The sequence below is a fragment of the Nocardia sp. NPDC057272 genome (assembly GCF_042668615.1).
Classification (GTDB): domain Bacteria; phylum Actinomycetota; class Actinomycetes; order Mycobacteriales; family Mycobacteriaceae; genus Nocardia.
This window is the reverse complement of the sequence record NZ_JBHUYK010000003.1, coordinates 268,371-281,611: the sequence shown is the minus strand read 5'-3', so window position 1 is coordinate 281,611 and position 13,241 is coordinate 268,371. Positions and strand designations below refer to the sequence as shown.

Below are 13,241 nucleotides of genomic sequence, written 5' to 3'. Positions count from 1 at the left end.
GTCAGAGGACCTGATCGAGGAAGCGGCGCAGGCGTGGCGTCTTGGCGTCGTCGAACAGGGCGTCGGGGCTGCCGGTCTCCACGACGAGGCCCTGATCCATGAACACGACGCTGTCGGAGACCTCGCGGGCGAACCCCATCTCGTGGGTCACCACGATCATCGACATACCGCCCGAGGCGAGGTCGGCCATCAGCGCCAGCACGCCCTTCACCAGCTCGGGGTCCAGCGCCGAGGTGGCCTCGTCGAAGAACATCAGCTCCGGTTTCATGGCCAGCGCGCGGGCGATGGCGACGCGCTGCTGCTGGCCGCCCGACAGCGAGGCGGGCCGGGCGTCGGCCTTGTCGGCCAGGCCGACGATCTCGAGCTGTTCGATCGCCAGCGCACGGGCCTCGTCGGCGGACAGGCCACGCAGTTTGCGGGGGCCGAGCACGATGTTGTCGGCGACGGTCTTGTGGGGGAACAGGTTGAACTGCTGGAAGACCATGCCGATGCGCTGGCGTAGCTTGTCGGGGTTGTCCTTCAGCACCGACTTGCCGTCGAGCAGTACGTCGCCGGAATCGGGTTCGTGCAGGCGGTTGAGCACGCGCAGCAGCGTCGACTTACCCGAGCCGGACGGGCCGATGACGGTGGTGGCGTGGCCCGCCTCGACATGGATGTCAACACCGCGCAGGATGTGGTTGTTGCCGAGCGTCAGATTGAGCCCGGTGCCGGTCAACGATGCGCTCATGCGCCTCGCCCTTCTGTGATGACTGCCTGCTCGATCGGGTCGGCGGGAGTGGGTTTGCCGGTGCGCATGCGCTGGTCGATGTAGTTGACCAGGTGGGTGAGCGGGATGGTGAGCACCAGGTACATCAGGCCCGCCGCGACCAGTGGGGAGAGGTTGCCGGTCTGGGCGTTGAGGTCGCGGCCGACGGCGAACAGTTCGCGCTGCGAGGCGAGCAGACCGAGAAAATAGATCAGCGACGAGTCCTTGATCAGCGCGATGAACTGGTTCATCAGCGCGGGCAGCACCCGGCGCACACCCTGCGGAATCACCACCAGCGTCATCGACTGCCGGTACCCGAAGCCGATCGCGCGCGCGGCTTCGAGCTGACCGGGCTCCACCGACTGGATACCGGAGCGGAAGATCTCGCCGATATAGGCCGACGAGAGCAGAGCCAGCGCCACCGCGCCGAGCCAGTACGGGTTGCCGCCGGTGATATTGCGGACCACCGGGCCGATGCCGAGACCGATGAGCAGGATGATCACCACGGCGGGCAGGCCACGGAAGATGTCGGTGTAGACGCGGGCGGGCCAGCGCAACCAGCGGGTGCGGGAAATGCCCATCACCGCGAGCAACATGCCGATCACGGTGCCGAGGACACCCGAGACCAACGCCAGGATCAGGGTATTCGGCAGACCGGTCTTGATCAGATCGGGAAAAGCCTTGCGGTACAACGACCAATCGAAGAACGTGTCCTTCAACTGTTGCAGCGTCGACTTCTGCGCGACCTGTTCGGTCTCCCCCGGCTGGTTCTCGGCCGCGAGCGCTTCGAAGTCCGGGAGCTGGGGTGTGGGAGCCGCTTTGGAGCCCGGCTTCCACCCCGGCGGGAGTTCACGCGGCACCCAATCGGCGTACAGGCGGGCATAGGTGCCGTCCGCGATCACCGCGTCCAAGCCGGAGTTGAGCGCGTCGATCAGCGGCTGGTTGTTCTTGGCCACCGCGTAGCCGACGAAGTTGTCGAGGCTGAAGGTGTTCTGCGAGACCACGATTCCGTCGCCCGGTTTGATCGCGCCCTCGGCCTGCGCCGACGGTGCGACCCAGGCGTCGACCTGGCCGGACTTCAGGTTCGCGTAGGCGGTGTTGTAGTCGGGGAACTTCACCGGATCCAGCTTCAGCTGGTTCACCACGAATTCGTCCTGCACGGTCCCCTGCACCACCGCGATGCGCGAGCTCTGGTTCAGGTCACCGAAGCCCTTCACCGCGCTGCCCTGCGGAACGACCAGGGAGAAGTAGCCGAAGTCGTAGCCGTTGGTGAAGCCGACCAGTTCGCGCCGGGCATCGGTGGTGGTGATGTTGGACGAGCCGACGTCGAAGCGCTTGCCCGACACCTGGGCGAGCAGACCGGCGAACTCGGTGCCGGAGAACTCCACGCGCAAGCCGAGTTTCGCGCCGATCGCGGTGAGGAGTTCGTTGTCGAAGCCGGTGAAGGCGCCCTCGCTGTTGACGCAGATGCTGGGCGGCGCGTCGGACAGGGTGCCGACGCTCAGGGTGCCCGGGTTGAGCAGGCCGAGTTTCGTGGTGTCGATGGAGTCGACCGACGCCGTTGTCGCGGTGGTATAGCGATAGGCGCCCGCAGTCTCACCCGCGGCCAAGTTGGTCGGCGCGGCGGCGGCAGCCGATGGCCCCGGCGGGGAACAGAGATCGCCCGCGCTGCTGGTGTCGGAGCCACCGCAACCGGTCGCCGCGACGCCGACGAGGAGCAAGAGGGCAGCGATCCGCGCCCGAGTTCGTACACCTGCCATGCCGATAGACCCTAGTCGCAACCTTGCACACCGAGGGTTACGCACGCGGGGCGTCACCGCTGCCGACCGCATCGGCTACCCGGCGGCGACCGTGCAACGTGGCAATACGGCGGCTACACCGGGTCGCCGCGCCGGACTCAGGCGAGACCTTCGAGCACCTCGGGGTTCACCTCATCGCGCCATTCGATCGCGCGAAGCACTTCGGTCAGGTCGTAAGCGGGACCGGAGACGCCCACGGTGAACAGAGTCACACCCGCGTCGTGCAGCGCCTTCGCGTTGTCGCGGCCCTGCCACTGCACCGAGCGTTCGATCCGCGACTCGTCGGTGCCGGCCGCCGCCGCATGCTCTGCCAGCACCTTGTTCTTGTGCGCCAATGTCGACACGTCAGCGAAGGAGTGCCAGATGTCGGCGTACTCGGCGACCAAGCGCAGGGTCTTGCGCTCCCCGCCACCGCCGATGAGAATCGGAATCTCCCGCACCGGCGGCGGGTTCAGCTTCGCCAGCCGGGATGTGAGGCGAGACATACTGTCCTTCAACAAATTCAGCCTGCTGCCCGGCGTGCCGAACTCGTAGCCGTATTCGTCGTAGTCACGCTCGAACCAGCCCGCGCCGATGCCGAGGATCAGCCTGCCGCCGCTGATGTTGTCCACCGTGCGCGCCATATCCGCGAGCAGGTCGGGATTGCGGTAGCCGCCACCGGTGACCAGCGCGCCGAGTTCGACCCGCTCGGTCTGCTCCGCCCACGCGCCGAGCATCGTCCAGCATTCGAAATGCGCGCCCGCCGGGTCGCCGGTGAGCGGGAAGAAGTGATCCCAGTTGAAGACGATGTCGACTCCGGCGTCCTCGGCCCGCAACACCGCGTCGCGGATCAGACCGTAATCGGGCGCGTGCTGCGGTTGAAGCTGGACTCCGATACGGACCGGACGACTCATTTCGCTGGCTCCTCGACGGCTCGGGTTGGCACCGCGACCGAGGCTACCCGGCGCTGTTGTGGGCCGCTACGATCCCAGCGACCCACTACTCGGATCGTCCGGCACGTTCCTGCCGGGATGGGATGTTGATCTACGCATGGCTACCGTGACTTTCGACCGCGCTACCCGGCTCTACGCCGGTGCCACCAAACCCGCGGTCGACGCACTCGACCTGGAGATCGCCGACGGCGAATTCCTCGTACTCGTCGGACCCTCCGGGTGTGGCAAATCGACCTCGCTGCGCATGCTGGCCGGCCTCGAGGAGGTCAACGCCGGGTGCATCCGGATCGGCGACAAGGACGTGACCAACGCCGAACCCAAGGATCGCGATATCGCGATGGTGTTCCAGAACTACGCGCTCTACCCGCACATGTCGGTCGCGGAGAACATGGGCTTCGCGCTGAAGCTGGCCAAGGTCTCCAAGGCCGAGCGCGACGAGCGGGTGCTCGAGGCAGCCAAGCTCCTCGACCTCGAGCAGTACCTCGACCGTAAGCCGAAGGCGCTGTCGGGCGGACAGCGCCAGCGCGTGGCGATGGGGCGCGCGATCGTGCGGCAGCCGCGGGTGTTCCTGATGGACGAGCCGCTGTCGAACCTCGACGCGAAGCTGCGCGTGCAGACCCGTACCCAGATCGCCCAGTTGCAGCGCCGGCTCGGCACCACCACCGTCTACGTCACGCACGACCAGGTCGAGGCGATGACGATGGGCGACCGCGTGGCGGTTCTCAAGGACGGACTGCTCCAGCAGTGCGCCTCGCCGCGCGACCTCTACCGCGATCCGGCGAACATGTTCGTCGCCGGATTCATGGGTTCGCCCGCGATGAACCTGTTCACCCTCCCCGTCAACGACGGCGCCGTAACCATCGGCGGCTACCCGGTACGGGTGCCGCGCGCGGTGGCCGACGCGGGTGAGGGCTCCGTGGTCCTCGGCATCCGCCCCGAACATCTCGAGGTCGGCGACGGCGGACTCGAATTGGAAGTCGACGTCGTGGAGGAGCTGGGCTCCGACGCCTACGTCTACGGTCGCGCCCTCGCGGCGGGTGCCGGCGGCCAGACCGGGGAAACGATTGTGGCGCGCGTGGATTGGCGCAACCCGCCGTCCAAGGGCGATCGCCTCCGCCTGACCGCCGACCCCGAACACGTGTACTTCTTCAGCGTGGACGGCCGGCGCCTGCGCTGATCCGGATGCGCGGGCGGCTCGTGGATCGAGTCGCCCGCGCGTGATTGAGCTGTGCGCGTAGACGCTCGGCGCGATTCTGGTCCGGCCCTATGCTGATGCTCGGCCCCGGTGATCGCCGGGCGGGTTTGTCGACATGAGGTAGTGACATGCGCATAGCGGTACTCGGCACCGGCCAGGTCGGTCGACGGCTGGCGAGCAAGCTGGTCGAGGTCGGGCACACGGTGACGATGGGGTCGCGGACCGCCGACAATGCCGACGCGACCACGTGGGCAGCCGAAACCGGCGGCACACACGGCACTTTCGCCGAGGCGGCGGCCGCGGCCGAACTGATCGTGAATGCGACGTCGGGCACGGTATCGGTGGCCGCGCTCACCGCGGCCGGGGCGGACAACCTGGCGGGCAAGATCATCGTCGACGTCTCCAACGCACTCGACTTCTCACAGGGCTTTCCGCCGAAACTCGTTGTCCCCGAAGCGGGCAGCGTCGCCGAGGAAATCCAGCGGGCCTTTCCGGCCACCCGCGTGGTGAAGACGCTCAACACCACCAACAACCAGGTGATGGTCGATCCGGCCCGAATTCCCGGACAGCACACCGTCTTCCTCAGCGGTGACGACGCCGATGCCAAGACCCAGGTGGCGCGGCTGCTGAACTCCTTCGGCTGGGCCGACGAACAGCTGATCGACCTCGGCGCGCTCAACACGGCCCGCAGCACCGAACCGGTCGTCCTGCTGTGGGTCAGCCTGTTCCAGGCCCTCGGCACGGAGGACGTGACGATCGGCGTGTTCAGCGCCTAGCTGTCCAGGTTCTTCTTTCGGCGTTCGGCGCGGTCGCGGAGGTAGTCCTCGTTGACTCGGACCGCCAGGCGCTCCAGGGGGATCTCGGTGCCGTCGGAGGTGCGCAGGTCGACGCGGACCGGTTCGCCGGTTTCCGCGTCCACCCGCAGGAGCGGCGGGGGCCCCGGCTGGAGGTAGGCGTCGCCCCATTGCCAGAGGGCCACGACCGCGGGGAGCAGGTCCCGGCCCATCTGGGTGAGGGCGTATTCGTGCCGGGTGCGCTTTCCTTCCTCCTGGTAGGGGCGTTTTTCCAGGAGGCCGGCGGCGGTGAGTTTGCGGAGTTGGGCCGCAGCGGCGGCGTCGGTGATGCCCACTCGGCGGGCGAAGCCGTCGAAGCGGCGGGTGCCGTAGTAGGCCTCGCGCAGGATGAGCATCGCGGAGCGGGTGCCGATGAGGTCCATGGCTCTGGCGATCGAACAGCCTGCCGTTTCCCATTTGCTGAGATCGGCCAGGGGTCCTTCCATCACGGCTGCCATGAGAGACATCATAGCCAATCTGACTTGAGTCGATGATAGTTAGGATCTAAGCTGGCTATTGTCAGATAGAGCCAGCGTTGGCGAAAGAGGACTTCATGCGAGACGCGGTCATCGTCGAAGCGGTACGCACCCCGATCGGGCGGGGCAAGCCGAACGGCGCACTTCACGACGTTCATCCGGTCGATCTGCTGGCACACAGCCTGCGGGCGGTGGTCGAGCGCAGCGGGATCGATCCCGCGCTCATCGACGATGTGATCGGCGGCATCGTCACCCAGGTCGGGGAACAAGGATCGAATATGACCCGGCGGGCCGCGCTGGCCGCCGGATACCCGGAATCCGTGCCTGCCACGACAGTGGACCGGCAGTGCGGCAGCAGTCAGCAGGCGATTCACTTCGCCGCACAGGGAGTCATCGCGGGGGCGTACGACATCGTGGTCGCGGCCGGAGTGGAATCGATGGGGCGAGTCCCCATGGGCGCCAACCTGATCGGCGCCACCGATCTGTCGGGCATCGCCTTCTCGCAGCGTTATCCCGAGGACCTCGTCCCGCAGGGAATCAGCGCCGAACTGATCGCCGCGAAATGGGGCCTGACGCGAACCCAGCTCGACGAATTCGCCCTCGGCAGTCATGAAAAGGCCGCTCGGGCAACCAAAGACGGACTCTTCACCGCCGAACTCGCACCGATCAACGGGCTGACCACGGATGAGGGAATCCGGGTCGGCAGCACCATCGACACCCTCGCGAAACTGAAGCCCGCCTACTACGACCCCGCGATGGCGGCGAGGTTCCCGCAGATCGGCTGGGAGATCACCGCCGCCTCCGCCAGCCAGGTCAGCGACGGGAGTTCCGCCGTTCTGATCATGTCCGGCGAACGCGCCGAGCAGCTCGGCCTGCGGCCGCTGGCCCGCCTGCACAGCTTCTCGGTCGCGGGCGACGACCCGTTGCTGATGCTCACCGCGGTCATTCCGGCCACCGAGAAGGTGCTGCGCCGGGCCGGTCTGGACATCGGCGACATCGACCTGTTCGAGATCAACGAGGCATTCTCGCCGGTCGTGCTCGCGTGGGCGAAAGAGACCGGGGTGGATATGAGCCGGGTCAACGTCAACGGTGGGGCGATCGCGCTCGGGCATCCGCTGGGCGCTTCCGGGGCGCGGTTGATGACCACGCTGGTACACGCGATGCAGCAGCGTGGAGCGCGCTATGGGCTGCAGACCATGTGCGAAGCGGGTGGCCTGGCCAACGCCACGATCATCGAACGCCTGTGACATCGGACGGCGGCGCTCACCGTGAGCGCCGCCGTTCGTCTCGACCCGCGTAGCGAGATCTACGATCGGTCGGGTGAGCACCGAACTGTTTGTTTATGCGATTCCGTTGCGGACACGGTTTCGGGGGATCACTGTGCGCGAGGGGATGCTGATCCGGGGCGAGCTGGGGTGGGGCGAGTTCTGCGCGTTTCCCGAATACGACGATCGCGAAGCGGCCGGGTGGTTGGCTACCGCTGTCGAACAGGTGACAACGGGGTGGCCGGCCCCGGTGCGTGATCGAATTCCGGTGAATTGCACTGTGCCCGCGGTGGATCCCGCGCGAGCCCGCCGGATTGTTCGGGAATCCGGTTGTGCGACCGCGAAAGTGAAAGTGGCGGACCACCCCGACTCACTGGCCGAGGACGTGGCTCGGGTGGCGGCGGTACGCGAAGCGATCGGGGAATCAGGGGCCGTTCGGATCGATGCGAACGCGGTGTGGGACGTGGAAACCGCCGTCCGGCATATCGGAGAGATCGACAAAGCCGCCGGGGGTTTGGAATACGTAGAACAGCCGTGCCGGACCGTGGCGGAACTGGCCGAGGTGCGTCGGCGGGTTTCGGTGCCGATCGCGGCGGACGAGTCGATTCGCCGGGCCGAGGACCCGATGCGGGTGGCGGTGGCCGGCGCCGCTGACGTGGCGGTACTCAAGTGCACGCCGCTGGGTGGGGTCCGACGAGCATTGGCGGTTGCCGAGGCGGCCGGGCTGCCGACCGTCGTCTCGTCGGCGCTCGAGACCAGCGTCGGCTTGTCGGCGCAGCTGGCATTGGCGGGCGCGCTGCCCGAGCTCGAGTTCGCCTGCGGGTTGGGCACTCTCGCACTGCTCGAAGGCGATCTCGCCACAGAGTCGTTGCTGCCGGTCGACGGATGGTTGCCGGTCCCGACCTCACCACCGGAGCCAGACCCCGCACTGCTGGACAAATACCGACACCCCGATCCCGACCGTGTCGACTGGTGGTTGCGACGCTACGAGCGAGTCAGCGCCTTGCTCGAGGACCGCTGAGCGAGAAATCTCTAGCCGAACCGGACACCGCACCCGGCGAAGGTCGTCCGGATCAGCAATGCGGCTTCCGGACCGATCACACCGTCCACCAATTCGACATAGCGGCTACAGAATTCGGGTCCGTGTGGTGCCTGCGCCGAATCGGGCGCCAGGTGATGGGCGAGTTCGTGCAGGACCACCAGTTCGCGAAGCGCCCAAGCGGTGGAGCCGGTGTGCAGCGGGACGGCGAGGACCGCGCTCTCCGGCTCGTAGTGAGCGGCCGCGGCACCACCCCTGGCCCGGACCCTGATCGATACTGTGGCTCGCTCCCATTGCGCGCGAACCCAATTCAGCGCCAGCACCTTGTCCGCGTAGCTCTGTACCGACTCCACGGAGGCGAAGCGCCGCTCCACCGGCAACGTCAGTTGCGAGCCGTAGACGTCGACCGTCCGATGGCCGAACTCCTCCGCACGATCGAATACCCCACGCACCAACTGCTCACCGTCGTAGACCTTGGCGCGCTGGCTGTCGCGCTGCGGCCGCGGCGAGCTACCCGGCGACACAGCCCTGCCCGCCGCTGCGCACCGGGAACGCACCGCCGAGCGGGTTGCCGACGGCCCGGTCGAGTGCCGATATCCCGGTCGATCTCATCGGCCCGACAGCTTTCCCCGTGCAGCAGGGAGTTCCGGTGACGAGCCGAGGCGGGCGGTACGGCCCGCTCGGTCGCCCGCGCGACGGGCCGCGGCGGAGTGCCCGGTGGAGGTCTGCGGCCCACGCCAGGTTCCGCGCGCCTCGGAGGTAGCCGTGTAGAAGTCTGTGAGGGCTACTTCTTTGTCCCGCAAAGCCAGGGCCGTCCCCGTCGATTCGACCACCGATTCCTCGGCGACGACTTCGGCTTTCACCTCGGCCAACCGCGCACCGATGCGGGCGGCGAAGGCCATCTGGAAGTTCAGCCGCGCGGTGACTCCCGCCACCGGCGCCCGCACCTTGCGACGGACGGTACGGCCGAGGCGCTTCTCGGTGACGATCTTGACCACGGTCGCCTCGCGGTAGGCGCCGGATTTGATGTAGTGGTCCGACGCGCGGACCATCTGGACGAGCAGACTCGCGTACAGCGCTTCGCAGGTGTCGATGTCGGCGGCGAAGCCGTAGGCGTAGACCTGGGCGGAAGTACGGGCGACATCGCAGCGAACGTCGTTGGCCGAAGCGATCGCCACGAACAGCTGGACGTAGGTACGCAGACCTTTTCGGCCCGGTTCGCCGATCGGGATGATCCGCTGCACCGGCGCCGACCTGCGCTCACGCGAGGCCACATGCGAGCGCGCCACCGCGAGATCGATCGAGGATTTCGTCGCCAGTCGCTGAGCCGCGGCGAGGAAGGCCTCGGCCTCGTGCGCGTTGTCGGTGGACTCGGCCTTGCGCAGCAAACCGCCGATGCGGGTGAGCATCCGATCGGGCGTAGCGGCCGGCGAGGGACTTGTCACAAGCAATGACCCTAAGGCACCACACTGACATAAAAACTGTGTAAGTCTGTGCCCGTTCTCGGCCGCCTCGATCCGGACCGACCGAAGGGTGCGACGAAGGAGTGCCCGCAGGAAGGGAAGATCGAGGCCTCCCAGGCCGAGAACACGCGGCGCCCGCGCCGCCGAGAATCCTGTATGTTGCCTGTTGCACCGCACGGTGTGCTGCTGCTCACGTCTTGACCCTGGAGTGTCTGCGATGGCCTTGAAGTTTGTCCCCAGAGCGACGATGGCTGCTGCCTCGATCGCGTTGCTCACCGCGACGTTCGCCAGCGGTTGTTCCAGTGACGACGGGGGCAACGCACTCGACCAGAACCTGACGGGCCGCGGCCCGATCACCTACGTCGAGGGCAAGGACACCACCGAAACCGGTGTGGTCAAGCAGCTCATCGACCGCTGGAACGCCGCGCACCCGAACGAGCAGGTGACGTTCAAGGAGCAGTCGGCCGACGGCACCCAGCAGCACGACGACCTAGCCGAGCACTTCCGCGCCAAGCAGGACGGCTACGACGTGGTCGCCCTCGACGTGCCGAACACCGCCGAGTTCGCGGCCAAGGGCTGGATCCAGCCGCTCGAGGACAGCTTCGCGATCGACACCGCGCCCCTGCTCGCGCCGACCGTGGCCAGCGCCACCTACAACGGCAAGCTGTACGCGGCGCCGAAGAACACCAACGGCGGCCTGCTGTACTACCGCAAGGACCTGGTGCCCAACCCGCCCAAGACCTGGACCGAGATGCTCGGCCAGTGCCAGGTGGCCCGCGACAACAACATCGGCTGCTACGCCGGTCAGCTCGCCCCCTACGAGGGCCTGACCGTGAACACCTCCGAGGTCATCAACGCCTTCGGCGGCAGCTTCGTCGGTGCCGACGGCAAGACCCCCACCGTGAACAGCCCGGAGTCGAAGGCGGGCCTGAAGGTCCTCGTCGACGCCTACAAGAACGGTGACATCCCCAAGGAAGCCATCACCTTCAAGGAAGGCGAGAGCGCCAGCGCGTTCGAGTCGGGCAAGCTGCTGTTCCTGCGCAACTGGCCCTACCTGTTCGCCCAGGCATCCGCCGAGGGCTCCGCGGTGAAGGACAAGTTCGGTGTCGCCCCGCTGCCGGGCAACACCGGCGTCGGCGCCTCCACCCTGGGCGGCTACAACGCCGCGATCAGCGCGTTCTCCAAGAACAAGGCCACCGCCGCCGACTTCGTTCGCTACCTGATCAGCGAAGAGGCGCAGCAGATCATCGCCTCGGGCTCGCTGCCCTCGGTGCGCTCCTCGCTCTACGACGACCCGGCCCTGATCGCGAAGATGCCGTACCTGCCCACGCTGAAGGAATCCATCGCCAGCGCCGTGCCGCGTCCGGTGACCCCGTTCTATCCCGCGGTGTCGAAGGCCATCCAGGACAACGCCTATGCTGCCCTCAACGGCACGAAGTCCGTCGACGACGCGGTCGCCGGCATGCAAAAGGGCATCGAGACCGCCGGTTCGTAGCGGTACGCGCAGCGGACCCGACCAGACCGTAGGAGAGTAGTAACGGTGTCGGATCCTTCGGGAGCCAAGCAGCGCGGGCTAGCGCTGCAACTGCGACAATCCGGCAAGGCGTGGCTGTTCGTCGCGCCCGTGCTTGTCGCGCTGGCCGTGGTCATCGGATATCCGGTGGTCGAGGCGATCTGGATGTCCTTCTCGAAGGACTCCGGCATCGACCCGGCCACCGGGATGTTCGTCGAGGGCGGCAGCGCCGGATTCAGCAACTACACGCATTGGCTGCTGCAGCAGTGTGGGTCGCTGAACGGCACGGTGTCGTGCCCCACCGGCACGCTCGGCTCGCAGTTCTGGTCGGCGGTCGGGATCACCCTGTTCTTCACCGTGGTGATGGTGTCGATCGAGGCCCTGCTCGGGCTCGGCATGGCCATGGTGATGGGCAAGACCTTCCGCGGCCGGGCGCTGTTGCGCGCCGCCGTGCTGATTCCGTGGGCGATTCCCACCGCGGTCACAGCGCGACTGTGGGAGTTCATGTTCCAGTACGACGGTGTGGTGAACCGGGTGCTCGGCACGCACATCCTGTGGACCTCGGACATGTGGGCGTCGCGGTTCGCGGTGGTCGCGGCCGATGTGTGGAAGACGACGCCGTTCATGGCCTTGCTGATTCTGGCTGGGCTGCAAGTGATTCCGGCCGACGTGTACGAGGCGGCCAAAGTCGACGGCGCGACTGCCTGGCAGCGGTTCGTCCACATCACGCTGCCGCTGCTCAAGCCCGCACTGCTGGTCGCGGTCCTGTTCCGCACCATGGACACGCTGCGCATCTACGACCTGCCCGCGATCATGACGCTGGGCAACCCGTCGACGAACACGCTGTCGATCCTGGTGGTCGAGCAGGTACGCCAAGGCCCCAACAGCGCCGCGGCGCTGTCGGTGATCACCTTCCTGCTCGTCTTCGCGATCGCGTTCATCCTGGTGAAGGTGCTGGGCGCCAACGCTGTTCGCACTCAGGAAGACCAGCGGAAGGCGAACTGATGAGCATGTCGATGACGAAAGAACCTGTCGCGGAAGCGAAGACGCTGCCGGTGCAGCCGGTGTCGTGGCGCAAGCGGCTCGGCACGGTGCGGCTCTATCTCGGTGTCGCCATCGTGCTGGTGTGGGGCCTCGGCCCGTTCTACTGGATGGCCGTGGTGGCGTTCCGCGACCCGGCCCACACTTTCGACAGCACCCCGTGGCCCACCCACGTGACGCTGGAGAACTTCCGCAACGCCTTCGACACCAGCCGCGGCAACAACTTCGGCAAGGCACTGCTCAACAGTGTGATCATCGGATCGGCGACCACCGCCGTGGCGCTGATCCTCGGTGTGCTCGCGGCCTACGCGCTGGCCCGGATGACCTTCGCGGGCAAGTACCTGGTCTCGGGACTGATCCTGTCGGCGTCGATGTTCCCGGCCGTCGTCTTGGTGACGCCGCTGTTCCAGCTGTTCACCGATATCGGCTGGATCGGCCAGTACCAGGCGATGATCATCCCGAACATCTCCTTCGTGCTGCCGATGACGGTCTACATCCTGGCCTCGTTCTTCGCCGAACTGCCGTGGGAGCTCGAAGAGGCCGCGCGCATCGACGGCGCGAGCAAGTTCCAGGCCTTCCGGTTGATCATGCTGCCGCTGGCCGCGCCCGCGGTGTTCACCACCGCGATCCTGGCGTTCATCGCCTCGATCAACGAGTACCTGCTGGCCCGGTTGCTCTCGGGCGACGACACCAAGCCGGTGACGGTCGCCATCGCGAGCTTCTCGGGCAACGACCCGCTGGTACAGCCGTATGCGGCCATCATGGCGGCGGGCGTGATCGTCACCGTGCCGCTGGTGATCATGGTGCTGATTTTCCAGCGTCGCATCATCTCCGGCCTCACCGCGGGCGGCGTCAAGAGCTGACCTGCCGGGTTCTGCCGCCATCGCCGGGTAGAGTCGCCTGCACCGATATCGACGTCGGTGCAGGTGAGTTCTTCTGC

Annotated in this window: 13 protein-coding genes; 7 read left to right on the top strand and 6 right to left on the bottom strand. The window is 67.0% G+C overall.

Going from position 1 to position 13,241, the window contains the following annotated elements; all coding sequences use genetic code 11:
* Position 1: 1 nt before the first annotated feature.
* The 3 genes from ACFULV_RS06565 to ACFULV_RS06555 form a co-directional block, all read right to left on the bottom strand.
* A complete protein-coding gene (locus tag ACFULV_RS06565; RefSeq protein ID WP_378653777.1) occupies positions 2-727 on the bottom strand; it encodes an amino acid ABC transporter ATP-binding protein in 726 nt (241 codons plus the stop codon).
* Positions 724-2,505 (bottom strand): ABC transporter substrate-binding protein/permease, encoded by a 1,782-nt coding sequence (locus ACFULV_RS06560; protein WP_378653774.1) that lies wholly within the window; start codon positions 2,503-2,505, stop codon positions 724-726. The genes ACFULV_RS06565 and ACFULV_RS06560 overlap by 4 nt, the downstream gene beginning before the upstream one ends.
* Before the next feature lie 137 nt (positions 2,506-2,642).
* The gene (locus ACFULV_RS06555; protein WP_378653771.1) at positions 2,643-3,437 is read right to left on the bottom strand and encodes an LLM class F420-dependent oxidoreductase; all 795 of its coding nucleotides are present in this window, start codon (positions 3,435-3,437) and stop codon (positions 2,643-2,645) included.
* A 136-nt stretch (positions 3,438-3,573) separates the two neighbouring features.
* Between ACFULV_RS06555 and ACFULV_RS06550 the strand changes: the two genes are divergently transcribed.
* Entirely contained in the window at positions 3,574-4,653 is a 1,080-nt protein-coding gene (locus ACFULV_RS06550) for an ABC transporter ATP-binding protein (RefSeq protein WP_378653769.1), read from the top strand.
* A gap of 146 nt (positions 4,654-4,799) precedes the next feature.
* Positions 4,800-5,447, top strand: a complete 648-nt coding sequence (locus ACFULV_RS06545) for an NADPH-dependent F420 reductase (protein ID WP_378653766.1) — start codon at positions 4,800-4,802, stop codon at positions 5,445-5,447.
* Here ACFULV_RS06545 and ACFULV_RS06540 read toward each other — a convergent pair.
* On the bottom strand, positions 5,444-5,974 hold the full coding sequence (locus ACFULV_RS06540; RefSeq protein ID WP_378653764.1) for a winged helix-turn-helix transcriptional regulator: 531 nt from the start codon (positions 5,972-5,974) through the stop codon (positions 5,444-5,446). The two genes, ACFULV_RS06545 and ACFULV_RS06540, sit on opposite strands and share 4 nt — an antisense overlap.
* 83 nt (positions 5,975-6,057) lie before the next feature.
* Here ACFULV_RS06540 and ACFULV_RS06535 point away from each other — a divergent pair, with 83 nt between their 5' ends.
* Entirely contained in the window at positions 6,058-7,227 is a 1,170-nt protein-coding gene (locus ACFULV_RS06535) for a thiolase family protein (RefSeq protein ID WP_378634910.1), read from the top strand.
* Between the two features lie 73 nt (positions 7,228-7,300).
* Positions 7,301-8,266 carry an o-succinylbenzoate synthase gene (locus ACFULV_RS06530; RefSeq protein ID WP_378653761.1) on the top strand — a complete coding sequence of 322 codons (966 nt, stop codon included), beginning with the start codon at positions 7,301-7,303 and terminating at the stop codon, positions 8,264-8,266.
* Positions 8,267-8,277: 11 nt separating this feature from the next.
* On the opposite strand, the gene ACFULV_RS06525 is transcribed toward ACFULV_RS06530, so the two are convergent.
* Both ACFULV_RS06525 and ACFULV_RS06520 read right to left on the bottom strand, forming a co-directional pair.
* A complete protein-coding gene (locus ACFULV_RS06525) occupies positions 8,278-8,808 on the bottom strand; it encodes a TIGR04338 family metallohydrolase (RefSeq protein WP_378653758.1) in 531 nt (176 codons plus the stop codon).
* Positions 8,809-8,892: 84 nt separating this feature from the next.
* On the bottom strand, positions 8,893-9,693 hold the full coding sequence (locus ACFULV_RS06520; RefSeq protein WP_378654015.1) for a DUF2786 domain-containing protein: 801 nt from the start codon (positions 9,691-9,693) through the stop codon (positions 8,893-8,895).
* A gap of 271 nt (positions 9,694-9,964) precedes the next feature.
* Between ACFULV_RS06520 and ACFULV_RS06515 the strand changes: the two genes are divergently transcribed.
* From ACFULV_RS06515 to ACFULV_RS06505, 3 genes are read left to right on the top strand one after another with little or no spacing between them, the layout of a single operon-like run.
* Positions 9,965-11,242, top strand: a complete 1,278-nt coding sequence (locus ACFULV_RS06515; RefSeq protein ID WP_056823877.1) for an ABC transporter substrate-binding protein — start codon at positions 9,965-9,967, stop codon at positions 11,240-11,242.
* Positions 11,243-11,287: 45 nt separating this feature from the next.
* Positions 11,288-12,265 carry a carbohydrate ABC transporter permease gene (locus ACFULV_RS06510; RefSeq protein WP_378634904.1) on the top strand — a complete coding sequence of 326 codons (978 nt, stop codon included), beginning with the start codon at positions 11,288-11,290 and terminating at the stop codon, positions 12,263-12,265.
* Positions 12,266-12,276: 11 nt separating this feature from the next.
* Positions 12,277-13,164: a carbohydrate ABC transporter permease gene (locus ACFULV_RS06505; RefSeq protein WP_378634901.1), complete on the top strand. Its 888-nt coding sequence runs from the start codon at positions 12,277-12,279 to the stop codon at positions 13,162-13,164.
* Positions 13,165-13,241 lie beyond the last annotated feature (77 nt).